24 protein-coding genes are annotated in these 24,603 nt (G+C 60.9%); 5 read left to right on the forward strand and 19 right to left on the reverse strand.

What is annotated here, in order from left to right; translation table 11 throughout:
• Positions 1 to 69 precede the first annotated feature (69 nt).
• From RG2_RS23950 to RG2_RS23975, 6 genes are all read right to left on the reverse strand, one after another.
• Positions 70 to 942 carry an alpha/beta fold hydrolase gene (locus RG2_RS23950; protein WP_033235076.1) on the reverse strand — a complete coding sequence of 291 codons (873 nt, stop codon included), beginning with the start codon at positions 940 to 942 and terminating at the stop codon, positions 70 to 72.
• A gap of 31 nt (positions 943 to 973) precedes the next feature.
• Complete coding sequence (locus RG2_RS23955) at positions 974 to 1,930, reverse strand: DODA-type extradiol aromatic ring-opening family dioxygenase (protein WP_033235077.1); 957 nt, start codon at positions 1,928 to 1,930, stop codon at positions 974 to 976.
• Positions 1,930 to 3,273: a M20 family metallopeptidase gene (locus RG2_RS23960; RefSeq protein WP_033235078.1), complete on the reverse strand. Its 1,344-nt coding sequence runs from the start codon at positions 3,271 to 3,273 to the stop codon at positions 1,930 to 1,932. Before RG2_RS23960 ends, RG2_RS23955 begins: the two co-directional genes overlap by 1 nt.
• Positions 3,274 to 3,395: 122 nt before the next feature.
• Positions 3,396 to 4,685: an aromatic ring-hydroxylating oxygenase subunit alpha gene (locus tag RG2_RS23965; RefSeq protein WP_033235079.1), complete on the reverse strand. Its 1,290-nt coding sequence runs from the start codon at positions 4,683 to 4,685 to the stop codon at positions 3,396 to 3,398.
• Positions 4,686 to 4,766: 81 nt separating this feature from the next.
• On the reverse strand, positions 4,767 to 5,165 hold the full coding sequence (locus tag RG2_RS23970) for a hotdog family protein (protein ID WP_033235080.1): 399 nt from the start codon (positions 5,163 to 5,165) through the stop codon (positions 4,767 to 4,769).
• A complete protein-coding gene (locus tag RG2_RS23975; RefSeq protein ID WP_033235081.1) occupies positions 5,162 to 5,647 on the reverse strand; it encodes an FAS1-like dehydratase domain-containing protein in 486 nt (161 codons plus the stop codon). Before RG2_RS23975 ends, RG2_RS23970 begins: the two co-directional genes overlap by 4 nt.
• 101 nt (positions 5,648 to 5,748) lie before the next feature.
• Between RG2_RS23975 and RG2_RS23980 the strand changes: the two genes are divergently transcribed.
• Positions 5,749 to 6,600 (forward strand): alpha/beta fold hydrolase, encoded by an 852-nt coding sequence (locus RG2_RS23980; protein ID WP_051730581.1) that lies wholly within the window; start codon positions 5,749 to 5,751, stop codon positions 6,598 to 6,600.
• Entirely contained in the window at positions 6,581 to 7,789 is a 1,209-nt protein-coding gene (locus RG2_RS23985; protein ID WP_051730592.1) for a multidrug effflux MFS transporter, read from the forward strand. Before RG2_RS23980 ends, RG2_RS23985 begins: the two co-directional genes overlap by 20 nt.
• A 6-nt stretch (positions 7,790 to 7,795) precedes the next feature.
• Here the strand turns inward: RG2_RS23985 and RG2_RS23990 are convergent, their stop codons facing one another.
• From RG2_RS23990 to RG2_RS24010, 5 genes are all read right to left on the reverse strand, one after another.
• Positions 7,796 to 8,539 carry an IclR family transcriptional regulator gene (locus RG2_RS23990; protein ID WP_033235083.1) on the reverse strand — a complete coding sequence of 248 codons (744 nt, stop codon included), beginning with the start codon at positions 8,537 to 8,539 and terminating at the stop codon, positions 7,796 to 7,798.
• 70 nt (positions 8,540 to 8,609) lie between these two features.
• Entirely contained in the window at positions 8,610 to 10,541 is a 1,932-nt protein-coding gene (locus RG2_RS23995) for an ABC transporter ATP-binding protein (RefSeq protein ID WP_033235084.1), read from the reverse strand.
• Positions 10,538 to 12,271: an ABC transporter ATP-binding protein gene (locus RG2_RS24000; RefSeq protein ID WP_033235085.1), complete on the reverse strand. Its 1,734-nt coding sequence runs from the start codon at positions 12,269 to 12,271 to the stop codon at positions 10,538 to 10,540. Before RG2_RS24000 ends, RG2_RS23995 begins: the two co-directional genes overlap by 4 nt.
• A gap of 135 nt (positions 12,272 to 12,406) precedes the next feature.
• Entirely contained in the window at positions 12,407 to 14,755 is a 2,349-nt protein-coding gene (locus tag RG2_RS24005; protein ID WP_033235086.1) for an MMPL family transporter, read from the reverse strand.
• 87 nt (positions 14,756 to 14,842) lie between these two features.
• On the reverse strand, positions 14,843 to 15,457 hold the full coding sequence (locus RG2_RS24010) for a TetR/AcrR family transcriptional regulator (protein WP_033235087.1): 615 nt from the start codon (positions 15,455 to 15,457) through the stop codon (positions 14,843 to 14,845).
• Positions 15,458 to 15,702: 245 nt separating this feature from the next.
• Between RG2_RS24010 and RG2_RS24015 the strand changes: the two genes are divergently transcribed.
• Positions 15,703 to 16,818, forward strand: coding sequence for a GGDEF domain-containing protein (locus RG2_RS24015; protein WP_033235088.1), 1,116 nt, complete (start codon positions 15,703 to 15,705; stop codon positions 16,816 to 16,818).
• Positions 16,819 to 16,892: 74 nt separating this feature from the next.
• Here the strand turns inward: RG2_RS24015 and RG2_RS24020 are convergent, their stop codons facing one another.
• Positions 16,893 to 17,348, reverse strand: coding sequence for an RrF2 family transcriptional regulator (locus RG2_RS24020; RefSeq protein ID WP_033235089.1), 456 nt, complete (start codon positions 17,346 to 17,348; stop codon positions 16,893 to 16,895).
• A 112-nt stretch (positions 17,349 to 17,460) separates the two neighbouring features.
• Here RG2_RS24020 and RG2_RS24025 point away from each other — a divergent pair, with 112 nt between their 5' ends.
• Positions 17,461 to 18,396, forward strand: coding sequence for a sterol desaturase family protein (locus RG2_RS24025; protein WP_033235090.1), 936 nt, complete (start codon positions 17,461 to 17,463; stop codon positions 18,394 to 18,396).
• Here the strand turns inward: RG2_RS24025 and RG2_RS24030 are convergent.
• The 3 genes from RG2_RS24030 to RG2_RS24040 form a co-directional block, all read right to left on the reverse strand.
• On the reverse strand, positions 18,368 to 18,730 hold the full coding sequence (locus RG2_RS24030) for a DUF202 domain-containing protein (protein ID WP_033235091.1): 363 nt from the start codon (positions 18,728 to 18,730) through the stop codon (positions 18,368 to 18,370). The genes RG2_RS24025 and RG2_RS24030 overlap by 29 nt on opposite strands.
• Position 18,731: 1 nt before the next feature.
• The gene (locus RG2_RS24035) at positions 18,732 to 19,082 is read right to left on the reverse strand and encodes a YidH family protein (RefSeq protein WP_033235092.1); all 351 of its coding nucleotides are present in this window, start codon (positions 19,080 to 19,082) and stop codon (positions 18,732 to 18,734) included.
• Positions 19,083 to 19,192: 110 nt separating this feature from the next.
• Positions 19,193 to 19,876 (reverse strand): YceI family protein, encoded by a 684-nt coding sequence (locus tag RG2_RS24040; protein ID WP_033235093.1) that lies wholly within the window; start codon positions 19,874 to 19,876, stop codon positions 19,193 to 19,195.
• A gap of 156 nt (positions 19,877 to 20,032) precedes the next feature.
• Here RG2_RS24040 and RG2_RS31900 point away from each other — a divergent pair, with 156 nt between their 5' ends.
• Positions 20,033 to 20,206, forward strand: a complete 174-nt coding sequence (locus RG2_RS31900) for a hypothetical protein (protein ID WP_165826333.1) — start codon at positions 20,033 to 20,035, stop codon at positions 20,204 to 20,206.
• A 6-nt stretch (positions 20,207 to 20,212) separates the two neighbouring features.
• On the opposite strand, the gene RG2_RS24050 is transcribed toward RG2_RS31900, so the two are convergent.
• From RG2_RS24050 to RG2_RS24065, 4 genes are all read right to left on the reverse strand, one after another.
• The gene (locus RG2_RS24050; protein ID WP_033235095.1) at positions 20,213 to 21,295 is read right to left on the reverse strand and encodes a porin PorA family protein; all 1,083 of its coding nucleotides are present in this window, start codon (positions 21,293 to 21,295) and stop codon (positions 20,213 to 20,215) included.
• A gap of 349 nt (positions 21,296 to 21,644) precedes the next feature.
• The gene (locus tag RG2_RS24055; RefSeq protein WP_051730582.1) at positions 21,645 to 22,304 is read right to left on the reverse strand and encodes a TetR/AcrR family transcriptional regulator; all 660 of its coding nucleotides are present in this window, start codon (positions 22,302 to 22,304) and stop codon (positions 21,645 to 21,647) included.
• A gap of 126 nt (positions 22,305 to 22,430) precedes the next feature.
• A complete protein-coding gene (locus RG2_RS24060; RefSeq protein ID WP_033235096.1) occupies positions 22,431 to 23,345 on the reverse strand; it encodes an SDR family NAD(P)-dependent oxidoreductase in 915 nt (304 codons plus the stop codon).
• Positions 23,346 to 23,405: 60 nt separating this feature from the next.
• Entirely contained in the window at positions 23,406 to 24,266 is an 861-nt protein-coding gene (locus RG2_RS24065; RefSeq protein ID WP_230590191.1) for a MaoC family dehydratase, read from the reverse strand.
• Between the last annotated feature and the right edge of the window lie 337 nt (positions 24,267 to 24,603).

The raw sequence follows: 24,603 nt of genomic DNA on the forward strand, positions 1-24,603 counted from the left end.
TTCGGAAAACGCCAGAGCCGGCCTCCTGATCGAGAGGCCGGCTCTGTTACGCAGCAGTCTGTTTGGTTCTCAGATGGCTGCCTTCGCGCTTGCTGACGCCTTGGCCAGAAACTCGAGGCTCAGCGGGTTGTACTTCGCTGCCTGCTCGTGCTGCGGCCAGTGACCGCACTCCGCGTAGAGCTCGAGCTGAGCACCCGGGATATCCTCGGCCATCTTCTTCGCCTCAGGAACGTCGCCGAACGGATTTTCCTGTCCCCAGACCACCAGGGTAGGCGCCTTGATGAGTGCCATCCGATCCGGGCGCAACAGATTCCGCTGGCGAACCTCCATCTCCTGCAAGGAAAGAAGGTTGTGGATGTTGGCCACGAAGTCGGGCTGGTGGTAGATCCGGTGACGCGCCTGAACCAATTCCTCCGTTGCATTGGCCGGATCGTGCATGAGCAACTGCATGCGGGCGCGGGTCAATTCGATGTCGTCGCTCTGAACGGCCTTCGCTGTCGAGGTCTTGATACGCTCCATCACCGTCGGATTCGCGACGGTACCGCCAGCCGCGAGCAACTGCAACGAGAGGACACGTTCGGGCTGCTCGCTGGCCAGGTAGGCGGCGACCCAACCACCGAGGCTCTCGCCCACCAGGTGCACACGATCCAGCCCGACCGCGTCGAGGTAATTCACCAAATGCTCTACGTAACGCGGAATCTCGTACGGGTAATCAGGCTTACCGGTGTAGCCGTGACCCAGCATGTCGATCGCATGAACCCGGTAGGACTCGGCGTGCGGCGCGATATTGCGTGCAAATGCCTCGAGGTGTCCACTGGTGCCGTGCAGGAAGATCACGGCCTCGTCGCCGGATCCGGCCTGCAGAGAGCGCGTGGGGACACCGCCCGCGTCGACGGTCGTCAACTCGAAATCGAGTCCGGCAAGTTCGTTCCAGATTGTCATGAGAGAAACTTCCTTTGCTGAAGGTGGCAGATTATGTTGTTACGCTGGCTGTTCCAGCTGGATCGAGAACCGCGACGCCCATACCGGTGAGCCACTCGGGAATCGCTTCGTAGGCAAGGCGTTCTCCCGGAATGTAGTCGAGCATGGCCGCCATCATGAGCCATGTCCGTAGCTCCTGCGCACCATTGCCCGCCTCGTCCTCGATCTGCTCCGTCGTGAACTCGGCAAGCTCACTTGCCTTGCCACTGGCAAACAGATCAAGAATTCGGTCATCGAACTCCGGGGTGATCGCGGCATCGGCGGCACGGATGATCTGACGCCGTCGGACGTCGTAGTCGGACCAATTCTCCCGACCGTCCAGCCAGGCTTGAACCATGAAATCCTCGTCCTCACCGTGCGGGTCACGCCAGTCAGGCCAGGGCAGCCGATGGGATAAACCGCCGGAGGCGATCACCACCACGCGGGTATCCGCAGGGTACGACGCAATGGCGTCCCGCAGAGCCTTCGCCACTTCCTCGCATCGCTTGAAAGTCGGCAGCGGCGGCGCGAATACGTTGACCACCAACGGAACTATCGGAACATCGATTCCGTCGAGAAGATACTGAATCGCGTGGGACTGACCGTGATCGATCTGCAATCGAGCCGAGTAGGCAAGATCGAACCGGCCACCTTCGATCAGCTCGTTTGCAAGGTGCCTCGCGAAGTCCACGTCCACCTGCTGCGGGCCCTTGGGTGTACCGGACTCGCCACTGGAAATACACTCGCCGACGCCGAGCGTGAAAGCCGGAATCAGATCCAGCCAGAAACCACGAAAGTGGTTGGAGCCGAGTATCAATACAACATCGGGATTCGCTTCCGCGATTTTCTCCCGGGTCAGATGCAGCGCGTCCCGGAAGCGTTCGGCCTCCGCCTTGTGCGTCGTCTCTTCCCAATGGGTGTTCATCAATGTGCTGTGGGAAGCACCGACACCCAGAACTATCTTCGCCATCAGTCGATTCCTACTTCCTCGAGCGAGCGGGTGACGGTATCGAGGGCCACTCGGATCAGATACTTCGTAAATCTTTCTGCTGCAGCCAGATCGACTGTGTTCATCCCCATCGCGAAGTCCACCTCGAACGGAGCGTCGACCACCTTCGGCATACCCACCCGGATCGTCGGGATGCCGCGGCTGCGCAAGATGTTTGCGTCGGTTGCACCACTGGCGTCGAAGAAGTCCTGATGAGGCTTCCCCTCAGCGGCTTCCCACGCGTCGACGGCCGAGTGCCGCAACCACATCCGCGGATCCGAACCCTCCCCCGGTATTGCCAGCACCTGTTCGACCTCGATCTGTAGATCCAGCGATTGTGCGATGTCCGCAACCACGGCAGTGAGTTCACGTTTGGCGGCGGTGGGCGTCGTCCGTGGACTCAGCCGTAGATCAACGGTCAGGCGCACCTGCTCAGGGGTGAACGACGCTGTTCTCTCCCACCCGCCACGAATATTGGCCACAATTCCTTGCGGCGCAACCAATCCGTCCTGATGCGCCGCTGAGTACTTCGGGAACCATTCCTCCAGTTTCGCGACAACCTCACCGGCCGCGGTAATCGCGTTGCGATACGGCAGCCGGTGGCGAGAACCGACGTAGGTGTGCAGCCCGTGCACCGTGATCTCGAACCAAGCCAGCCCCACTTCTTCCCAGGAGACCGTCCAGCCCGGCTTGGCGATCAGCGCACAGTCCGCCCACACTCCCTGTTCCAGGAGGAACGAGCAGCCGGCGCCCTGACCGGTATTGCGCCGGGGGTTTCCGACACCGGGGCGGGCATTGGTCGGCATACCACCGGCACCGAATCCGAGCACCAGGTCACCGCGGAGTGGAATACCGGCTGCGGCAATTGCTTCGGCCGCTGCGATGATGCAGGCGGCATGGCCTTTCGGATTCGACGCACCTAACCCGATGACGTAGTTCTCGTCGACCTGGGCGTGCGGCGTCAGGTCGGCTCGCAACTCGTTTCCCACCCACGGGAGATCTTCTGCCGGATCACCTGTCGTGACGGTGTCGATCGGCGCATACAGCAACAGATCCGGCCCGGACCCGTCACCGCGCAATCGTCCCCACGAGTTCGCCTGCCGGTCATCGAGATCCATCGTATGGGCCTCGATGCCCGACGCCGTCAAGACCGCCGTGATGTGGCGGGCCAGCGGTGCTTCGTCGCCGGTGGGGCTGGGGATGTCCACAACCCCGGTGGTGAGATCTCGCAATCTCGCGCGATCGACGTTGGCCCAGGCCTGCTCGACCCATTCCCGGCGCGTGTCGTCGAGGCCTGCGAGAGCGTCGGCCCTCGCAGTGGTCATGGATTGACCTGATGTACCTGGGTATTGCTGCGTTCGCCCGCCAACTGCCATAGTTTGGGAACTGCCACGGCAACAGCGGCACCGATAGCGACTGCTGTCAGAATCTTGAACATGCGTTTCTCCTATTCGCTGGTGCCGGTGGGGATCTGGGCGTCGGTGACCGGAGCCGGGCGCGGGGCAGCCGTCCGACGCTCGCGGGTGGGCCGAACCGGCGCCTTGGGGGTGTGTTCGGCCGCGGCGGCGATCTTCTCGGCGTACTCTTCCTCTGCCAGATTTCGCCACGTTGTCAGCGATACGTCGGGTCGGTACAGCTTCTCCGGCGGCGCGTCGGTGACCTCGACCATCCACGCATCCTGCCCGGAAAACTGACCGTGGAACAGCCAGCGGATCGCGCCGAGGTACTTGGCGTAGAACCCCAATTTTGCTGCACCGGAGACGAAGTTGACCATGAGGCCGACATATTTGTGGTTGTCCTCGTCCACCGGCACGTAGAACTCGTAGTGAATGAACTTGGGGTACGCGATGCGCAGGACGCCGGGCATCGACAGCGAAGCAAAACCGGGAAAGTTCTGTGCTGCGATCACAGGATTGACATCCAGACCGGCACCGACGTTTCCGATCTGCGAAATCTGGGTCTCGTCGGGCTTCTTCTTCCACCACCGCTTATTGGTCCAGGTTCCCACGCCCGGGAAGTCGGCCTCCCAGTACACCTCTTCCTGTACCCGGTAAATCCAGCGACCCTCCGGGATGATGCTCGTGATGTTCCACGTAGGCATCGGCTTGAACAAGCGCCACAATGCGGTGCGGTGCAGGTACTTCGCATGTCCCTCGTCGAAACCGTTCTCACATGCGAAGCGCCAGTTACCTTCTCGCGGCTGAATGCGACCGCCGACGATGCCCTTGTTCTCCACGAGTTCACGCGGCAACTGGTCGTCGATGGACGGCGCCGGCTCGTTGGCGATCGGTATGTACACCCACACCAGACCGAGTCGCTCCTCGACCGCATAGGTCTGGACGTTCAGCTTGCCGCAGATCTTGGAATCCGGACCGTCGGTGATGACCGCAGCCAGTTTTCCGTCGGTGAGACGGTACGTCCAGCCGTGGTACGGGCAACTGACGGTGCCCGGGAACTGCTGATCACCCTCGGACAGTGGAACGCCGCGGTGCGGGCACCGATCATGCAGGGCGTACGCCTTACCGGCGTCGCGGATGATCGCCAGCTTTTCACCACAAATCGTGTAGCTCTTGGGATTTTTGGTGATGTGGTTCGACCACGTGACCGGGTACCAGTAACCGCGGTATCCGCTGCCGGCTGCGTTGTAACCCGGCCATGCCGTCCAATCCTGCCGACCGGCCGCTCGCGGCCGCTCGGGCAGCGCGAACGTGGCTTCCGACGCCTCGACACCAGTCATGTGAAGTCCTCTCGACACTGAACGTTTGAATGAAACAGATCTTGGGCGACATCGCGTTCTACGCCAACGGATTCGGTTCGCTCAGCAGACCCGGACCACCACAGCGGTTCCGACAGCACACAGGACACCGTCATCGGAGTGCTCTAGTAGAGTCAAAGTTTTTTTCTCACCATGTATCTCAGTGACTTCACCCGAGACTTCCAGTGTGGTTCCGACAGGAGCAGGCGCACGGTTCTGCCACGACACGGAGACAACGCCTTCATATCCACCGGCAAACTGTGCGGCAGCACGGTGGAAGAGCGTGCCCTGCAACTGAGCCATGACAACCGGCGCGGACAGCTTTTCCGTCGCAGCATAGGAGGCGTCGTAGTGAATACGGTGCGAATTGTGCGTCGACGCCCCGAATCGAAGGACTCGGACCGGATCGCATACCAAAGCGACCGACTCGATCGGTGTGCCGACGACTACGGTTTCGGTCATCGGACGATGAACTTCTCGACGACCTCGGCAAATGCGCCGGACTGCGCACCCCGATAGGTCTTGGTGACCGAAAGCAGCAGAAACTCGTCAGGAGCCCGACCTTTGATCGCCACGGTATCGAGTACCCGCGCTACGGTGACCGGCTCGCCGAACGGGGCTGGTTGCAGGAACGTCACACTCTGCCCGCCTGCCATCAAGCGAACATCGATGCCGTCTGTGCCCGGGACTTCGTCACGAAACATGCCGTCTGATCGGTACTCTCGATCGGATCCGCCCTGCGGACCACGCAAAAGCGAAGGCAGATACATCGGGTGGAGCGCAAATGCCGGGTGCTCCGGGTCCAGAAACCGGGGGTCGGTCTCGGCGGCGGCAACCGCAAAAGCAATCGACTCCGCCGGGCGCACCGTTCCCAGCTCTCGTGTTTCCCGCGTTCCGATCATCGCCTCTGCGCGATCACGCGCGTGCTCGAGTTCTGTTCTCATGCCAGCACGCTAGGCATTCGGAAGTGTCGCAGCCACGAACCGGGTTCGCCTGCCGGACCGCAATACTTCCCATTGCTGTCACCTCGAGGTCAGGTATAGCCATGGCTGATCAACCGAAGAGCTTGTACGCCAAAGCTGATGGCGTCACATTCCACTACTACGACCTCGGCGAGGGCGACCCCACGATTTTCCTGCACGGAGGTGGACCCGGCTGCACCGCGTGGTCCGACTTCGGGCCGGTGGCCCCTCTCTTCGCCTCGGATCGACGGGCGATTCTCGTTGATCTCCTGCAATACGGTCGGTCCGACAAGTGCACCATCACCGGCCCCATGTGGGACTTCCACGCCGCCAAGATGGTTGCTCTGCTCGACGAACTCGGCATCGAACGCGCCGACTTCGTCTGCAACTCGTGGGGCGGCACCATAGCGCTCAATCTCGCGGCAAAGTACCCGGAACGCGTTCGCTCCCTGGTGATCACGGGCAGTATGCCCGTCTTCTACGGCCCGCTCGCGCCCCTCCCCGAAGATGGCCGTCGCGGCCGCAACGCCCGCGACGTCTACTACGGCGGCACCGGCCCCACCCTCGAAAAACTCCGCACCTTGATCACCAGCCTAGAATGGTTCGACGGATCGAAGTTGCCCGCCGAAACCCTCCAGATGCGATACGAGCAAAGCCTCGACCCCGAGGAAATGGCCTTGGCTGCCTCGGCAGACTCCCCTCGTGGCGATTGGCAGGACCTCACAGCCGAACTCGGCCAGATCCAGGCACCGACGCTCTTCGCCTGGGGAATGCATGACGCGTTCCTCACCCCGGACTACCCGCTCATGCTGGCGCGGATGATCCCGCATGGCCACCTCTACATCATGGACCAGGCGTCGCATCATCTTCAGGAAGAGCGGCCATACGACTACTACAGTGTTGTTTCGGGTTTCCTTGACCAACAGCACAACTGAACGAACGGTAATCGCCCCGACGGGCGGTGCACGGATCCGATTGGTACTGCTTCTCGGAATCCTCACCGCCCTCGGGCCGTTCACCGTCGACATGTATCTTCCTGCGCTGCCGCAGATCACGCAGGAATTCGGCACGTCGGAGACAATGGTTCAGCTGACCCTGACCGGGACGCTTCTCGGTCTTGCGTTCGGTCAGTTGATCATCGGCCCACTTTCCGACATCTACGGGCGTCGACGCCCCTTGCTCGTGGGCACAGTGATTCACGTCGGCGCATCGTTGGCGTGCTTCTTTGCGCCGTCCATCGAAGTCCTCACGACGCTGCGAACCCTTCAAGGTTTTGGCGCCGCGGCCACCGGTGTGATCGCGATGGCGATCGTTCGTGATCTCTTCACCGGACACGATGCGGCGGTGGTACTTTCGCGACTGATGTTGGTCATGGGCGTAGCGCCCATCCTGGCTCCGTCCATCGGCGGGGCACTGATGTCCGTAACACAATGGCGCGGAGTCTTTCTCGCTCTCTTCCTCCTGGGTATCGCCATGATTGCACTCGCCGCAGCGTCACTCCCGGAAACACTTCCACCCGAGAATCGGTCAGGCAAGGGCATCGGCGCGATAGCGCGAAGCTACATTGCACTCGGTCGTGATGCTCACTTCATGGTGTTGGTTCTCGTGTGCGGTCTCGGCCGTGGTGTGCTGTGGTCGTACATCGCGGCGTCGTCCTACGTAATGCAGGAACAGTTCGGTCTGAGCGCCACAGCGTACGGGTTTGCCTTCGCCGGCGGGGCCGTAGTGCTGATCGGCTCGTCTCAACTCAACGTCGTGCTGCTCGGACGGTGGTCGCCGAATTCCATCACGATCTGGGCAATGTGGGGCAGTAGCGTCGTCGGCGCTGCATTTGTTGCCGTTGCTGCCACCGACTCGTTGGGCTTCGTCGGGTTTGCCGTCCCCATCCTGCTGATGCTGTGCGCAACGGGTTTTGTCATGCCCAACGCACCGGCGGTTGCCCTGTCGCGTCACGGAGAAGCCGCGGGCTCAGCGGCCGCGCTGATCGGATTTGCGCAGTTCGGCGCTGCCGCAGTGGTTGCACCGATCGTCGGCCTGCTGGGTAATACCAGTCTTGCAGTGGCCATCTCCATGACCGGGGCTTCGGTTCTCGGAGTGATAGCACTGCTGTGGGTGCGTCGATAGGAACGCTTACGCAGAGCGTTCGAGAACCGACACCTTCCGGCTGATTCCGGCAGCTGCCGCGCGCAACGGCTCGGCAAAGCGCTCGGTATCCATTCGATACCGCGGACTCGAGACGCCGATCGCGGCAACCGCTTCCCCGTGTCCTCCGAAGATCGGTGCGGCGATACTCGACGTCCCCAGCCGAACCTCTTCGCTCTCCACCGCCAATTGCTCCGAGCGAACGGCATCGAGTTGCCTACGTAACCCGTCCTCCGAGTTCACCGTCCGGTCGGTGAACTCGACAAATCCGTTGGAAACCACCGCTCGAAATACGGAATCCGGCGAGTACGCGAGTATCGCCTTGCCGGTGGCCGTCGCATACATCGGCAGCCGGCCGGCCACCCGCGACGGCAGGTCCACACCGTGATGACCGGAGATCTTGTCGATGTACAGAACCTCGAGACCGTCACGAATCACGAGGTGAACCGTCTCCCTGGTTGCCGCATGAAGATCCTGCACATACGTAAGCGACGCCTCACGCAGAATCCGTTGACGAGGCACCAACTGGCCAAGTTCGAAAAGCCGTAACCCCAATCCGTACTTGGTCCCGACTCGTTCCAGCAGGCCCAGTGACACCAGTTCACCGGCTATTCGATGCACCGTCGCCTTCGCAACGCCGCTTCGGTTCGCAAGCTCGGTCAGCGAAAGCGCGCCCGAATCCGCGTCGAAGGAATCGAGTATCAGGCGCGCCTTCCCCAGCAACGAATGCACCGCCGAGCGCCTCCAGTACACAGATTGTGGTCCACCCAGCGGACCAAGTCTGCTTCAGTGTACTTAGGCCTTAGATCTCCGCGCCCACGAACTGACTGTTGTAGAGCCGGTAGTACGCACCCCGCGAGAGCAGCAGCTCCTCGTGGCTTCCCTGTTCCACGATGCGCCCGGCCTCCATCACCACAATCAAGTTCGCATCACGAATCGTCGAAAGCCGGTGAGCGATGACAAAGCTTGTACGGTCGCTGCGCAGAACCGCGGTAGCACTCTGAACCAGCAGTTCAGTGCGCGTGTCGACAGAACTGGTGGCCTCGTCGAGAATCAGAATGGACGGCTGCGCGATGAACGCTCGAGCAATGGTGATCAGCTGTTTTTCACCGGCACTGATGTTGTTGCCCTCTTCGTCGATGACGGTGTCGTATCCCTCGGGCAGGGAGTGCACGAACTTGTCGACGTAGCTCATCTTGGCGGCCCGCTGAATCTCCTCTTCGGTGGCGCCCGGCTTGCCGTACGCGATGTTCTCCCGGATCGTCCCGCCGAACAGCCAGGCATCCTGCAGAACCATGCCGATGCGCGACCGCAGATCGTCACGCGTCATCTTCGCGATATCGATACCGTCGAGAGTGATGCGACCCGAATTGAGCTCGTAGAACCGCAGAATCAGGTTGACCAGGGTGGTCTTGCCGGCACCGGTGGGGCCGACGATGGCAACCATCTGACCGGGCTCGGCCACCAACGACAGATCCTCGATGAGGGGCTGCTCCGGCTTGTAACTGAACGCGACGTCCTCGAATGCCACCCGGCCCTTGGACACGGCCGGGGACTGCGCGTCGGCGGGATCGACGGACTGCTCTTCCTGGTCGAGGAGCGCAAACACCCGCTCAGCGGAGGCAACACCGGACTGCAGCAGATTGGTCATCGACGCGATCTGCGTGAGCGGTTGCGTGAACTGGCGTGAGTACTGGATGAACGCCTGCACATCACCGAGCGTCATCGTGCCGGAGGCCACCCGCATACCGCCGACAACTGCGATGGCGACGTAATTCAGATTGCCGAGGAACATGACAGCAGGCATAACCAGACCGGAAATGAACTGCGCTTTGAAGCTCGACTGGTAGAGCTTCTCGTTCTGCGTGCGGAAACGCTCCTCGACCTCGTTCTGCCGGCCGAACACCTTGACCAACTCGTGTCCGGTGAATGCTTCTTCAACCTGCGCGTTGATGCCGCCGGTGCTCTTCCACTGTGCGACAAAGTGTTTCTGCGAGCGCTTGGCGATGACAGCCGTGACGATGATCGACAGCGGAACCGTCGCGATGGCGATCAAAGCCAGAATCGGCGAGATGACCAGCATCATCACGAGGATCGCGATCACCGTCATCACCGACGTCACCAGCTGACTCAGCGTCTGCTGCAGGCTCTGCGCAACATTGTCGATGTCATTGGTCACGCGCGAGAGAACATCGCCTCGCGCATGAGTGTCGAAGTACCGCAGCGGAAGTCGATGAATCTTCTGCTCGACGTCCTCGCGTAGGCGTCGAACCGTGCGCTGCACGACAATATTGAGCAGGTACGCCTGTAACCAACTGAACAGCGACGCGCAGACGAACAGCAGCAGCACGATCATCAGCACTCGGCCGACCTCGGCAAAATCGATCCCGGTACCGGGGACCACGTTCATGCCGGACACCATGTCCGCGAACTGGTTCTGGCCCTGCTCGCGCAGACCCGCCACTGCTTGGTCCTTGGTAATTCCGGCGGGAAGCTGTTTACCGACAATGCCGTCGAAGATGAGGTTGGTTGCATTACCCAGGATCTTCGGGGCGATCGAAGACAGCACCACACTGACCGTGACCAGAACAAAAATCAGGATGACAGCGGGCTTGTCGGGGCTGAGCCGAGAAAGAAGACGCTTCAGCGAAGGCCCGAAATTCATGGCCTTCTTGGTGGGATCACCACCGCCGGGAGGTCCGATCGGAGGTGAGGAACTCGGCCGATTGCTCATGATGCGTCCTGTACGGCTAGCTGAGAGGCGACAATTTCGCCGTAAGTGGGACAACTGACTTGCAGTTCGTCGTGGGTACCGACACCGACGATGGCACCGTCATCGAGCACGATGATCTGATCGGCTTCGACGATGGTGGAAATACGTTGCGCGACAACGATGATGCAGGCGTCCCGGGTAACGGGCTGCAGCGCCGCTCTCAGTCTCGCGTCTGTCGTGAGGTCCAGGGCCGAGAACGAATCGTCGAACAAATAGATCTGCGGCTTGCGCACCAGTGCCCGCGCAATGGCCAGACGCTGACGCTGACCACCGGAAACCGTCGTACCGCCTTGCGACACCGGGGTGTCCAGGCCTTCCGGCATCGCGCGGACGAAGTCTGCGGCCTGAGCGACCTCGAGGCATTCCCACAGCCACTCGTCGGTGGCGTCGGGGTTGCCGTAGCGAAGGTTGGTTGCGACGGTTCCCGAGAACAGGTACGGCTTCTGCGGAACAAGTCCGATAACGGAACACAGCAGGTCGGTGTCGATGTCGCGGACGTCGACACCACCGACGGATACCGACCCGGATGTGGCGTCGATGAGTCGCGGAATCAGGTTGAGCAGCGTTGTCTTACCGGATCCGGTGCCGCCGATGATCGCGGTGGTTTTGCCTGGTTCGGCCCGGAAAGTGATGTCGCGCAACACCGGTTCCTCGGCGCCGGGGAACTGGAACTGAGCGCCGCGAAGTTCGACGACGCCCGGGTTCTTCAGTTCTCGAATCGGGTTCTCGGGCGGAATGACCGACGACGCTGTATCGAGCACCTCGGAGATACGTTCTGCGCAGACCGATGCACGCGGCAGCATGACGGCCATGAAAGTAGCCATCATGACGGCCATCAGGATCTGCATGATGTAGCTGAGCATCGCGGTGAGCGAGCCGATCTCCATGGCTCCACTGTCGATCTGATGCCCACCGAACCAGATGACCGCGACACTGGTGACGTTGCTGATCAGCATCACCAGCGGGAACATCACCGCCATCAGTTTTCCGACACCGAGCGCCGTTTCGGTCAGTTCGTCATTGGCTACACCAAAGCGCTTCACCTCGGAAGGCTCGCGAACAAACGCGCGGACAACCCGGATACCGGTGATCTGTTCGCGTAGAACACGGTTGACCGCGTCGAGACGACCCTGCATGAGCCGGAAGCCGGGAACCATCCGCGCGATCAAAAAACCCATCGAAATCGCCAGCAACGGCACGCTGATACCCAGAATCCAGGACAGATTCAGATCCTGACGCAGCGCCATGATGATGCCGCCGACGCACATGATCGGAGCCATCACGAGGATGGTGCAACTCATCACGACCATCATCTGCACTTGCTGGACGTCGTTGGTATTTCTGGTGATCAGGGACGGCGCACCGAAATAGCCGACCTCGCGGGCCGAGAAAGTACCGACCTGATGCAACACCGACGCCCGTAGATCGCGTCCGATGCCCATGGCAACACGAGCACCGAAGTACACCGCACCCACGGAGCACAGGATCTGCGTCAACGTCACAAGGAGCATCACCCCACCCGTTGACAGGATGTAGCCCGTATCCCCCTTTGTCACACCGTTGTCGATGATGTCGGCATTGAGACTGGGAAGGTAAAGGGCAGCCATAGTCGAAATAAACTGCAGGACGACAACGCCCGTCAGTTCGCCACGATAGGGCTCTAGGTAAGTGCGCAGCAGCCTGATCAGCATAGTGAGCGAAGGTTACCAATCTCTGCCGACAAGTGCCGCAAGGTTTTTTCGGCCACCGGGAACTCCGACAAAAACACACGTGCCGCAACCGACTTGGAGTCGATTGCGGTACGTGTGTGGGACCCTGCTGTGCAGTTAGGCAGATGTTGCAGCCAATTCCGCTTCCCTGTCGGCGCGGAGTTGCTGGCTCAGCTTCTCACCCTCGATGTCGACGTTGGGCAGAATCTTGTCGAGCCACTTGGGCAGCCACCACGCCTTGTCGCCGAGCAACGCCATGACCGACGGAATGATCACCATACGAACGATGAAGGCGTCGAAGAAGACTGCGGCAGCGAGCGCAAACCCGATCGACTTGATGAACGAGTTCGGCTCCGCGATGAAGGCACCGAACACGGAGATCATGATGATCGCGGCAGCGCTGACAACCCGGGCACCGTGATTGAAGCCGATGGTGACAGCCTGCTTGGCGTTAGCTCCGTGGACGTACTCCTCACGCATGCGCGTCACGAGGAACACCTGGTAGTCCATCGCGAGTCCGAACACCACACCGATCAGGAAGATCGGCATGAAACTCACCAAAGGTTGCGGGTTCGAGATAATTCCCAACCAGCCGTGCTGGAAGATCGCAACCGTGGCGCCGAATGTCGCGAGCACACTGAGCAGGAAGCCCAACGTCGCGGTCAGCGGAACCAGGATCGAGCGGAACACCAAGAGCAACAGGATGAATGCCAGGCCGACCACTACCGCAAGGTAGGGAACCAACGCGTCCTGCAAGGTATCCGAGATATCACCCTCGAGTGCAGTCTGACCTGTGATTCCGTAGCTCACACCGATCGAATCAGCCAGTCCTGCTTCGGCACTGCGGAGACTGCTCACCAACTCCATGGTTGCCGGATCGGTGGGACCGGTTGTCGGAGTGATCAACATCTGCGCGGTATCGCCAGCCTGGTTGACTTTGACGATCTGTGCATTCTGGACGCCGTTCAGCCCCGAGATCGTCGAGACGACCTTCTCGAATGCCTCGCCGGCCGGAACGTCTGCACCCTGTGCGTCGATGACACCGAGCAGCGGACCGTTCTTACCGCCACCGAAGCCCTCGTCGATCAAGTCGTACGCCTGACGCGAACTTGTTGCCGGATCACCCGTTGCCTCCGACGGCAATGACAGGCTCAATCCCGTTGCCGGCAAAGCCAAAGCGCCCAGAAGTACAACGCCGCCGATCAAAGGAACGAGCGGGCGTCGCACGATGGCGCTGATGTAGCGCAGAGCCAGCGTTGGCTTACCCGAATCCTCGGACTCCTGAGCCTTCTTGCCGAGGAACGGAATCTTGCCGGCAAAAGCCTTCCGGCCGAAGATACCCAGGATCGCGGGCAACAACGTCAAGGCGATGAGCACTGCGATGAGCACTGTAAATGCCGCTGCCGCACCCATATCCGAGAGGAACGGGATGCCGACGACACGCAATGCCACGAGGGCGATGATGACCGTCAGACCAGCGAATACGACTGCGGAACCGGCAGTTCCGACTGCGCGTCCGGCGGCTTCCGATCGGTCGTCGGTCAAGGTCAGCTCATGCCGGAACCTGGACATGATGAAGAGCGAGTAGTCGATCGCCACTGCCAGACCGATCATGATCGCCAACGTCGGCGTCATCGATCCGAGGTCCATGAAGCCCGTCGCGACGGTAATACCGAGGCTGCCGATTGCGATGCCGATGATCGCGGTGATCAGCGGAAGTCCAGCGGCCACAAGCGAACCGAACGTGATTGCCAGAACGACGGCAGCGACGGCAATACCGATCAACTCGGTGAGCCCACCGGGCATCTCCGCTTCCTGTGCCGCAGTACCACTGACCTGGACGTTGAGTCCTTCGGCCCGTGCCACATCGGCAGCAGCATTGATCGACTCACGCATTGCCTCATCGGCATCGGTGACAGCGCCGACAAAGGGAACCTCGATGTATCCGACCGTGCCGTCCGCGCTGAGCGGCGACAATGCCGCAGCGTCTGAGCTTGCTTTTGCCTCGGAAGTTCCGGCAGCAGCGGCCTGCTCCTGGAACATCGCCGTCATCGAATCATTGGCGGCAACCGGGTTGACCAACGCCTTCGCGGCCTGTTCCGGCGTCGCCGTAGCCGGATCGACCTTGGCAGCGTCCTCGACCGTGTCGATCGCGCGGATCTGCGCGAGCATGTCGTCCATGGCCTTGACGTTTGCCGGATCAGCCAACGTCGTACCTGCAGGCGCTTGGAGAACATATCGGGCACTCAACGAATCCATAGCGTTGGGAGCGTCCGGGAAACGCTCCGCCATCAGGTCTTGGGCCTGCTGCGCGGGAGTACCCGGAATGTTGAAGGAGTCCTTGGTGGGACCGGACAGGGTCGCAGCCCCGACGCCCATCAGAACCAGGATTATCAACCAAACGCTGAGGACCGCGCCTTTTCGCCGGTAGGCGAACTTGCCGATCCGATAGAGATAGGTGGCCACGACGGGCTCCTTGCTGTTTCGGTGCGTGTACGTGGACAGGTATTAGGTGTGCGTGCTGAAGACGCGGTGTCTCAGAGACGTGGTGTCTCAGAGACGCGGTGGCGGCGCAGGCAACCCTGCACGAATTTGCCGAAAAGCGTCATGGACCAGTTCTTCCGGTCCGGAAGCATCCGACTTTCCGCCGGACCAGATGTCGATCACCGATTTAGCGGCTCCGGCCACCGCTCCGAGGAGAAGTGTCGGGTACAGGTCACGCTCGACATCCGTGCCGGTACGTTCGGCCAATGCCTGAATGACTGCACGGTTGATCCGCTGATGCATGTCCGCAGCATCCCGATAGAGAGCGGGACTCGCGTCCGACAGCATCCAGATACTTGTTGTCTTACTCGCTGTCGGACCGGAGCCAGTCACGATTTCGACCACAAGATCCTCGAGGACGTCGAGAATCGGTTCGTCCGCGGGCCGAGATGCAAGCGCCTCGATCCAGAGAGTTACCGATTCCTCGAAGCTGGCGAGTACCGCCTCCTCCTTGCTGGAGAAGTAGTTGTGGAATGTCCTCGTCGACACTCCAGCCTCGGACGCAATCGCGTCGGCGGTGACGCACTCGATTCCGAGAGCCCGAGCGAGCCGTTCTGCCGCACTGCTGAGTGCAGCGCGGGTTGCCGCCTTCTTGCGGTCTCGGAGACCTGGCTCGGTTATCACTCTCTCCACGTTACGGAACTTGCAGACATCTGCAAGTTTGCAGAGTCATGCAAAATTGTGGATTCCGGCACAGCTTCGCGGCAATTGTCGGGTAGGTCACACTCGCCAGGCTCGCGGATCGGCACCGCCTCGACAAAAGCCACGCCTACACCAGACAATGGTCAAAACGGTTGCCATTGATTAACCAACCGCATGGATTAACCGCTGCGGATCAACCACCCGATCTTGAACAACTGAGGAATTTCATGGACCCACTCCTACAAAGCTGGCCGGTGCCGCCTTCGGTCATGCTGTGGGGATCGAAGAACGGCCCCGGCTCAATGCTGCGGCTCGTCAACTTCACCATCGGGTTCTGCTCGCTCAACTTTTCCCTGGTTGCCTATCTGTTCCTGATCAGCGGCGAAGGCCCCGACCGACAGTTCGCGCGCACCTGGCTCATCGCATTCGCGACCGTAAACCTCATCCCCACTGCCCTTTGGTTCCTCGGAAAAGTTCGCGGGTCGCGCGCTCTGAAACTGTTCGGGATCTGGGCAGATCTGGGAACAGCCTCCGTCATCATCACGTTTACCAGCCACGATGCAGCACTCTTCGGCGCGGTGCTCTTCGTAGCCTCCGGCGCCTACTTCACGTACTTTCTCAACTTTCGATGGCTCGCCTTCCACCTTGCCTTCTCCTGTACGTTCATCATTTCCCTGGCGATCCTCGCCATCACCCGCGGGACGCTGCCCACTGCCGGCGTCATCGCGCGCACCGACGTAATCCTGTGCGCCGTCATCTTCATCCCGGCCACCATCCAACTCGCCTGGCGGCAACTACTCGCACGCGCCAACGGATCGAAAGTCGACGCACTGACCGGCCTCCTCAACAGGCGCGGACTCTGGGACATGGCCGAACGGGTCTGGTCGACCTCACACGCCAACCGCGTCGACGTTGCGGTCGCCGTCGTCGACATCGACAAATTCAAAGCCGTCAACGACGCCTACGGGCACGAAGTCGGCGACACCGTCATCATCAGAACCGGCAACCGACTTCAACAACACGTCAACGGATTCGGATACGCAGCGCGCACCGGCGGCGAAGAATTCACGCTCGTCATGATCGGAACGCCATACGGACTACGCAAACGCATAGCGACTCTGCCCCGCGCAGTTGTCGAAGCCACGGACGCCCCCCTGGCGACAGTCAGTATCGGCGCCTCCACGATGCCGTTCACCCCAGACGTGGAGCAATTCGACTACACCGCGTTCTCCCGCGCGATAGTCCATGCCGATCATCTGATGTACGAAGCGAAATCATCCGGCGGGAACTCCGCGAATACCGCGCCACTCGACATGACGCGCTTCGACCGATCCGGGAACTGACGTCAGCGCCGCTACAGCCCCCACCGTCAGCGCCGCTACAGCCCCCAACGTCAGCGCCGCTACAGCCCCCAACGTCAGCGCCGCTTCCAGGCCCCCGGATCCGCCGTCAACTGATTCACAAAGTCAGGTAGGTGGCCGTCGGCCACATCCGCCATCGTGACGTTCTCGAGCACCGCGCGAAGATTGACGCGGACCGCTATCCACACATCCTTGAGCTGCGTCGCCGGACCCGTGTAATCGACATCCTCGGGGCGCTCCCCACGGATCGACGCCAACGGACCTTCCACTGCACGGATGACGTCGGCAATCGTGATTTCCGACGCGGGACGGGCAAGCCAGTAACCACCCTCGGGTCCGCGCTTACTCGTCACAAGGCCGCCGCGTCGTAGATCCGACAGAACTGCCTCGAGAAACTTATGGGGGATCACCTGCGACGTTGCGAGAAACTCGGCTTTGGCCGGGCCTGGACCAGCTGCTGCGAGTTCCGCCAACGTTCGCACGGCGTAGTCCACCTTTGCGGTGATGTGCACCGGCAATTCCTACCATTCCCCTATGGAAAGGCGCAAGGGAATGCATCTTCCGTGTCGTTACACATTAATGCATAATGTAACGATAAACCCGTGAACGGACAGGACAACTAGCGTGTGGGACACCCTCCTCGAATCTTGGAAGTCTCTCCTGGAACCACTCCATGACCCGGTAGCGCTGGCCATCCCCGCGTTTGCCCTCTTCCTGGTGATCGAATGGGCAGCAGCACGCAAACTCGAGGATCATCCCGACCGCGCCGACGGCCGAGCACACCCCGCGACGGGCGGTTACCGTGGCGTCGACGCCCGCACGAGCGTCCTACTCGGAGCGGTCTCCATCGCGACCAGCGCCTTCTGGAAAGTTCTTGCCCTGATCGGATATTCCGCCATCTGGGTATATCTCGCGCCATGGCATCTCTCACCGAGCGCCTGGTACACCTGGGTGATCCTGCTACTCGGAATCGATGCCCTCTACTACGCGTATCACCGCATCGCACACCGCGTTCGAGTTATCTGGGCAACACATCAAGCGCACCACTCGAGCGAATACTTCAACTTCAGCACCGCCCTGCGTCAGAAGTGGAACAACAGCGGCGAAATAATCATGTGGCTACCGTTGCCGTTCCTCGGAATTCCGCCGTGGATGATCTTCGTCGGCTTCTCCGTCAGCCTGGTCTACCAGTTCTTCGTACACACCGAGCGGGTCGGAAAGCTCTGGCGTCCCATCGAATTCATCTTCAATACGCCATCACACCACCGCGTTCACCACGGGTCGGACGCCGAATATCTGGACCGCAACTACGGCGGAATCCTCATCGTCTGGGATCGGATCTTCGGTAGCTTTGCCGCTGAAACACACCGGCCGACATACGGACTCACGACGCCAGTCGGAACGTACAACATCTGGACACTGCAAACGCGCGAATACGCTGCCATTGCCCGCGATTGGAAAGCGTCGACGTCATGGCGCAATCGCGGCGGCTATGTGTTCGGGCCTCCCGGATGGTCACCGAAAGCCGAACTCACGTCACCAGAATCCACAACCCACTAGCCGCGAGAACCAGCAGGCTCACCGCCAGTGCAGCACCCATACCCAAAGCGGGCGTTGCCTTTTCCCTGGCAAAGAGCTCGAGCCGCGCAGACCTCGACCGACGCTCGTAGATCGTGACGGCGACAATCAGGACAGCCGCGATTGCGGGACCGATCATCGCCACCGAACCGAACGGCGGCAACCAGCGCAGGCACGCCACGGCCAAACCGAGGATGGACAGACTCGTACGCACGAATGAGAGCGACGTGCGTTCGGACTGTAATCCCTTGTCAGGAGGGCTGATCGCGCTCCTGCCCGAAGGACTGATTGCGTCGGACGGCTCTACGGTGGTCAAGCTAGTTCACAACCTCGACCACGAGGACGGTCGCACAGATGACCAGAACGATTCCCACTACCGGCGCCATGAGAGGCACCGGCAGTGAGCGTTCGGCACGCAACGCGCGCTCCGCACTGATCCAGTGGACAAAAGATGTGACGGCGATCAGCGCTCCGCCAACAAGGAGGAGCGCCGCCAGACCGGAGCGAACGCTCTCGTTCAGAATGTCGCCGCCAAAAGCCTCCAGGCCGACGCCCGACGCGATGAACGCAGTCGCGGTGCGCACCCAGGCCAAATATGTCCGCTCGTTTGCGAGAGTGAACCGCGGATCCGGGTCTTCGCCTGAGCGGAACGGCTTCCACAGTCGCATTAGTGGGACCGTCCGCCGAGACAACACTCGTACCTGAGGACGCGCCGCGAATTCAAGTTCATGTCCTTAATCTTCCCTGGCGGCGGAAACGCACCGCCATCCGGGCTTGATCAGGACTGGTCGAGCGATACCAGGAAGTCCACGCTGCCACTGCCGTCGACAGTTACGAACCCGAGGGACGGAGGCTGCACACCGAAGTCGGTCCACGTCACCGGAATGGAGCCGGACGCGATCAGCGTGTCACCGGAGTGCAGAACCGTCATGTCCACGGACACCGGCTTGGACTGGCCCTTGAGCGTCAACGTGCCAGGCACCGTCACCGTCGCAGTTGTCCCATCCGTCGGCACCGACGACAGATCCACCGGCGAGTCCATCGTGAACGTCGCCGTCGGATACGTGCTGGTGTCCATCACGTTGCCCGTGAACTGGCCGTCACGCCGGTCGGAGTCGGTCTTGATACTCGCCACCTGCACGGTCACTTCGCCGGCCGTGAGCTTTTCACCGTCGACCGTCGCATTGCCACTCACCTCTCCTGTGGTGCCTACGACAGTCACACTCGATCCGTTGAGAATCTCGTGCACGGTGTACCCGGCTGCCGTCTGGTTGTCCCCTTGTCCCGCGACGACGGTCCACGCACCGTCGATCGACCCGGACGCCGCCTCGGCACCTTCCGTAGACACCACGGCTGCGGGAGCGTCATCTTCTGCGATGAACTTCCCGTACGCCCACGGCCCCACGAGTAGGGCGAGCACGACCACGACTACTGCTCCGCCGATCCACCACATCTTTTTCATGCGTTCGACGATAGTTGCAGCTTCAACGGATGTCAGGGGTTGCCAACTGTGGGAACTCTGTGAATGTGCTCCGTGACGACTGGGCACGAGAGGTCATCTACGGCACTTGGTAATGATTTGGTAAAGTAGCACCACGCTTCGAAGGAGGTGTTCACAATGTCGGACCTGGCCCTCCTGAGCGACGACGAGTTGGACGAGCGTCGAATCGCCCTCAGTCAATCACTCACTGCCGCAGCCTATTTGATACCTACCCCGGCGCCGTCGTTCTTCGAGAAATTGAAGCAGGATATCGACGACGCCGCGGCAGAGTGGAATGCGCGACGCTCCTGAGGACGGTCAGCCGCGGGCGCGGACAAACTCCGCGTCCGGATTGCCGGTGCCCGAACCGGAGACCTCGAGGTGGTTGCCACCACCGCGACCGGGCTTGCGCCGAACGATCGCGACGACGAGAAGGAGCACCCCCACCAGCGCAGACACGAGCGGAACCCAGAATTCCGCTATCTTCAGCTGCCGTTCTCCCCGTGCAACCTTGTCGGCAACCTTCTGGATCGACGCGTCGGAGGTCTGGGCCCGGACCTGGGAGAGATCGAGAAGTGGCACCAACGCGCCTCCCGACGCGATATTGAGCACTGCGGTTTGGTTCTGGGCGATGCGGATGGGCGTACCGAAATGAGTGTCGACAGCGGCGTCGAGCATGTTCACCGAGGTGTACGTGAGGGGCACCGGGTCGGGCGCAGCCGCTAGTGCTTGTTCCACTGCAGCCGCCCGGTCAGGCGACAATGCGGGAATCAAGGTCCGCACTATCTCACGCGGCAGTGTGGAGCCATCCCCGCCCGGGACGAGAGCTGCGATTCCAGCCATGACCGGACCCAGAACCGCGGGGTCCACGATGGGAGCGGTTGCCGTGCCGGTGAATTCGTACACCTCGCGCCCCGCAAGCGTCGTTGTTCCGGTGTAGGTGACAGGTTGAGCAGTGCGTGTCACCTGGTCGTAGACGAGCGCGTCGTCGGTGGTGGGGTTCATCGGGAAGGACAGCGTGATTCCGCCGCGTTGGTCCTCGACCGACACTCCGTCCGGCGGGGCGGCTTGGGTGAAATCCTCGCGATTAACCGCAAAAGAGCGGACATCGGTGACGTCACCGCTCGGAAGATGGGTGACCACTGTGCACGTGACGAGCGCGGTATCTCCTACTACCCGATCAACTTTCAACGAGCGGTCAATGGTGATCGGCGTGCCCGCGTCAAGCCCGAAGGTCGTGGGGTCGATCTGGCGGAGTGTGCCCTCGAACAGTGCGCCCTCTTTGGTATCTGCGGGCAGCTTGGACATATTCGGCACAACAACGTACCTGATCACCGCCGCAGCAGTGATCAGCATCAAGCCGACGATAAAGAGCGCGATAGACGAACGGCGCAGGGCCATATGGTTTCTCCTCGGAAAGCGAGCGAATTGCTCAGCCGTGAGCGGTCGGTTGTCCGGTCACTCGACGACGGTTGGTGAACAGCTCATCGCAGGCACTGAATCCACCCGCGGATCGGACGCTGTCAATTGAAAACCGACTCACCGTCGAAATATGTTCTTGTGGAGGGTATTCCACACACTGGCGTGACACAAGACACATTTGGGGAATTGTTTCCGGGTTTGAAAGTTCTCTCGCAGAGACGATCCAGGCCTCGCGGAAGGCACAGGCATGGCAAGATTGCGGCCCCGACTTCGGAAAGTCGGGGCCGCAATCGCGTCTTATTCAGTTGTACAGACTGGTTTGTTCCGGTCAGCCGTTGTCTGCTGAATTATCTTTCGGGTCAGCGGAATCCGCGGCAAGCAAGCGCTTCGCCGCCAAGCGCAGGCGCCGTTTCAGCTCATCGGCCGACGTATCCCCGTTCAGCCAACTGACGACGCCGGCGACCCACAGGGTTTCCATCATGTCCAGTGCTCGGGTCTGCATCGGGTTGCACCGATGGTCGGGGCCCCACGCCTGAATGGCAGCAATCTGGGTGAAGGTGTTGGACCAGGGTGATTTCTCGTTGATTTCTTCCGAACGTCGGACCCGATCGAGGTCGAACTCGAGCACTGTATTGCCCGCGGACATTGCGGCGTGAGCGAACCCCGGATCCCGGACCATCGCCACGTAGGCCCGGACAAACACTTCGCCGGCACGACCCTCCGCCGTCCGCTGTCTGGGCGGACGGCGGAGCACGTCTTCGGTCAGGGAGTTCAGTTCGGAACCGACAGCTGCATTGATGAGGTCGTCTTTCGACGCGTAGTACTTGTACAGCGTCGAAAGTGCCGTTTGGGCGACACGAGCGACCTCCCGCATCTGCACGGCTTCGTAGCCACCGGCGGTTGCCAACTCACGGGTTGCTTTCACGACTCGCTCGACACGGAATGCCTTGGCCTCAGGTGTGCGGCCATTAACCTTCACTGCGGCCATCCGTGTTGTCCCCAATCGTGTACCGAAATCTGACACTGTCGCATCAGCCACCACGATATCGTCCCGGCCCCAACCCCAGTTCACACGCTCAGCGTCCGGTACTCGTTCTCGCCGAGTATGCGTTGGTCAGCTAGGAACCTGGCTCATGAACAAGGACGGGTGCAGGCCGTCTGCCAGCGGTCGGAACTCCCCTTCGACCTTGGCGGCCAAGTCGTCGAGGTCCCATGGCCCGTCCGACGACACCGAGGCAATGACGTCGGGGTTGTTCCACAACTTCACCTCGAGGCCGGAGGCGCCGAGGGTGCGGCCCGACAGCCAATCGGAACTCGTACCGGCGAGGTACGTGACGATGGGCGCAATATTGTCCGGCGAGTCGTTGCCGGGGGCGGCGTCGAATCCCAGTTGCTTCTCGTCGGGGATGGTTTGTGTCAGTCGGGTGGCGGCACCCGGAGCGATAGCGTTGGCCGTCACGCCGTATCGCGCCAGGGCATTCGCCGTGGAGGCAGTCAAGCCGACAATGCCCATCTTGGCTGCCGCATAGTTCGGCTGACCCGGCGAACCCTGCAGTGCGGAATCGGAAGTGAAGTTGATGATGCGGAAGTGGCCGTCGGGATTCCGCAGCGAACGCCAGTAAGCTGCCGCCGGCTTGATGGTGCTGAAGTGGCCACGCAGATGCACGCGGATGACCGCATCCCAGTCTTCTTCCGGGAGGTTGAAGATCATCTTGTCACGCAGGATTCCCGCAACGTTGACAAGAATGTCCAGCTTGCCGTAGTTCTCCAGTGCGAGATCGACCAGCCGCTGACCGGTCGCGACGTCGGCGATGTCTCCGCCGTCTGCGACAGCGGCACCGCCACCGGCAACAATTTCAGCAGCGACGTCACGCGCCGGTCCCTGGTCCCCGCCCTGGCCGTCCGGTGACGAGCCGAGGTCGTTGATGACAAGCTTTGCGCCCTGTGCGGCGAACAACTTGCTGATCGACGCGCCGATGCCTCGTCCGCCGCCGGTAATGATCGCTACGCGACCTTCGAGTGAACCCATGAATCTTTCCTTTGTTAGTGCCTCGACGAACATCGCGGCGAATCGTTATGGAGTGGAGAGTCAGCGGATTGTGGCGGTGCCCATGTCGATGACGACGTCACCGAGATCGTCGACCGTCCGGAACCGAACGCCTTTGCCGTCGTTCCAGATCGAGGTGGTAATCGACTGTCCGGGCAACACGGATTTGGTGAACCGCCCGGACATCCCAGTGAAGCGTTTCGGGTCCGAATCGGCCACAACATGCAGGAGGGCCCGGCCGGCGTAGCCATAGGTGCACATTCCGTGCAAGATGGGAATATTGAACCCACCGCGGGCACTGAATGCCGGGTCCGAATGCAAGGGATTCCGGTCGCCACCGAGTCGGTAGAGCAGCGCCTGGTCCGGTCGAGTCGTGTATGTGACAACGTGATCCGGTTTGCCCGTTGGCAATTCCCATGCGGTCGACGGCCCTCGCTCACCGCCGAACCCCCCGTAGCCTCGCAAGAACAACCCGGACTCGAGAGTTCCCACGATCTGGCCGACAGAGTCGCGGGCAACGGTCTCCGTCATGATCAAGGCACCGGAACCCTTGTCGTAGACGCCGGTGATCGTGCCAGTGGTTTCAACGCGGCCGTCGGTCGGAAGCGGGCCCGTCAGGCTGAGCGCTTGCGATGCATGCAACACCTTGGTGAAGTCCACATCGTCGGGTAGCAAGGAGTCGTCGCCCGACAAAGCCACATTGGCAAAGGTCGGGAGCACCATCTGCTTTATGCCCTCACTGTTCTCTGTGGTGAACTCCAGCTCGTCCAGCGGGTCAGGCTGACCGGCGCCGACACCCAGGGCATACAGCAGTGCGTCTTTCGACGTCCAACTCTTCCAGACAGGTTTGCCGGTGCGTCCGACGAGTGAGCTGTCGATCGGCATGTAGAACCTCGATTTCATCCAAGTGATATTCCGCAGGAGCGGACCGGGGTTACCGGACGGTAAGTGTGATTCGGATCGACGAGAACGCCGAAAACGTTGCCTTACAACGCTCTCCAACTAAAGAGAACACGTTACGTATGTGATTGGCAAGTCTCTCATCCAAGGAGGACAGTTCGATTTTTCGGATTTTCGACCAGGCCTTGACATAAAGGATGAACTGGATCACTCTGGTCGTGACAGAACGCGTTCCGTTTAGGCAAAACTAGCGGAACGTGTTCCTTTAAATGAAACGTAACGGTACGTATTTCTTTACGCGAACAGTAACGGCACATGTTCTTTTTGCAACGCTAACGGA

Origin of the sequence: Rhodococcus globerulus NBRC 14531, assembly GCF_001894805.1 — a bacterium.
Lineage (GTDB): Bacteria > Actinomycetota > Actinomycetes > Mycobacteriales > Mycobacteriaceae > Rhodococcus_F > Rhodococcus_F globerula.

Excerpts from the sequence above, each read along its gene's own strand:
- RG2_RS23980 (WP_051730581.1), top strand. The coding sequence starts at position 5,749 with ATGGCTGATCAACCGAAGAGCTTGTACGCCAAAGCTGATGGCGTCACA.
- RG2_RS24060 (WP_033235096.1), bottom strand. The coding sequence starts at position 23,345 with ATGGGTTCACTCGAAGGTCGCGTAGCGATCATTACCGGCGGCGGACGA.
- RG2_RS24050 (WP_033235095.1), bottom strand. The coding sequence starts at position 21,295 with ATGGCCCTGCGCCGTTCGTCTATCGCGCTCTTTATCGTCGGCTTGATG.
- RG2_RS23950 (WP_033235076.1), bottom strand. The coding sequence starts at position 942 with ATGACAATCTGGAACGAACTTGCCGGACTCGATTTCGAGTTGACGACC.
- RG2_RS24000 (WP_033235085.1), bottom strand. The coding sequence starts at position 12,271 with ATGCTGATCAGGCTGCTGCGCACTTACCTAGAGCCCTATCGTGGCGAA.
- RG2_RS24040 (WP_033235093.1), bottom strand. The coding sequence starts at position 19,876 with ATGAAAAAGATGTGGTGGATCGGCGGAGCAGTAGTCGTGGTCGTGCTC.
- RG2_RS24065 (WP_230590191.1), bottom strand. The coding sequence starts at position 24,266 with ATGAAATCGAGGTTCTACATGCCGATCGACAGCTCACTCGTCGGACGC.
- RG2_RS24035 (WP_033235092.1), bottom strand. The coding sequence starts at position 19,082 with ATGCGACTGTGGAAGCCGTTCCGCTCAGGCGAAGACCCGGATCCGCGG.
- RG2_RS31900 (WP_165826333.1), top strand. The coding sequence starts at position 20,033 with ATGTCGGACCTGGCCCTCCTGAGCGACGACGAGTTGGACGAGCGTCGA.
- RG2_RS24055 (WP_051730582.1), bottom strand. The coding sequence starts at position 22,304 with ATGGCCGCAGTGAAGGTTAATGGCCGCACACCTGAGGCCAAGGCATTC.
- RG2_RS23970 (WP_033235080.1), bottom strand. The coding sequence starts at position 5,165 with ATGACCGAAACCGTAGTCGTCGGCACACCGATCGAGTCGGTCGCTTTG.
- RG2_RS23965 (WP_033235079.1), bottom strand. The coding sequence starts at position 4,685 with ATGACTGGTGTCGAGGCGTCGGAAGCCACGTTCGCGCTGCCCGAGCGG.
- RG2_RS23960 (WP_033235078.1), bottom strand. The coding sequence starts at position 3,273 with ATGACCACTGCGAGGGCCGACGCTCTCGCAGGCCTCGACGACACGCGC.
- RG2_RS24015 (WP_033235088.1), top strand. The coding sequence starts at position 15,703 with ATGGACCCACTCCTACAAAGCTGGCCGGTGCCGCCTTCGGTCATGCTG.
- RG2_RS23955 (WP_033235077.1), bottom strand. The coding sequence starts at position 1,930 with ATGGCGAAGATAGTTCTGGGTGTCGGTGCTTCCCACAGCACATTGATG.
- RG2_RS23975 (WP_033235081.1), bottom strand. The coding sequence starts at position 5,647 with ATGAGAACAGAACTCGAGCACGCGCGTGATCGCGCAGAGGCGATGATC.
- RG2_RS23995 (WP_033235084.1), bottom strand. The coding sequence starts at position 10,541 with ATGAGCAATCGGCCGAGTTCCTCACCTCCGATCGGACCTCCCGGCGGT.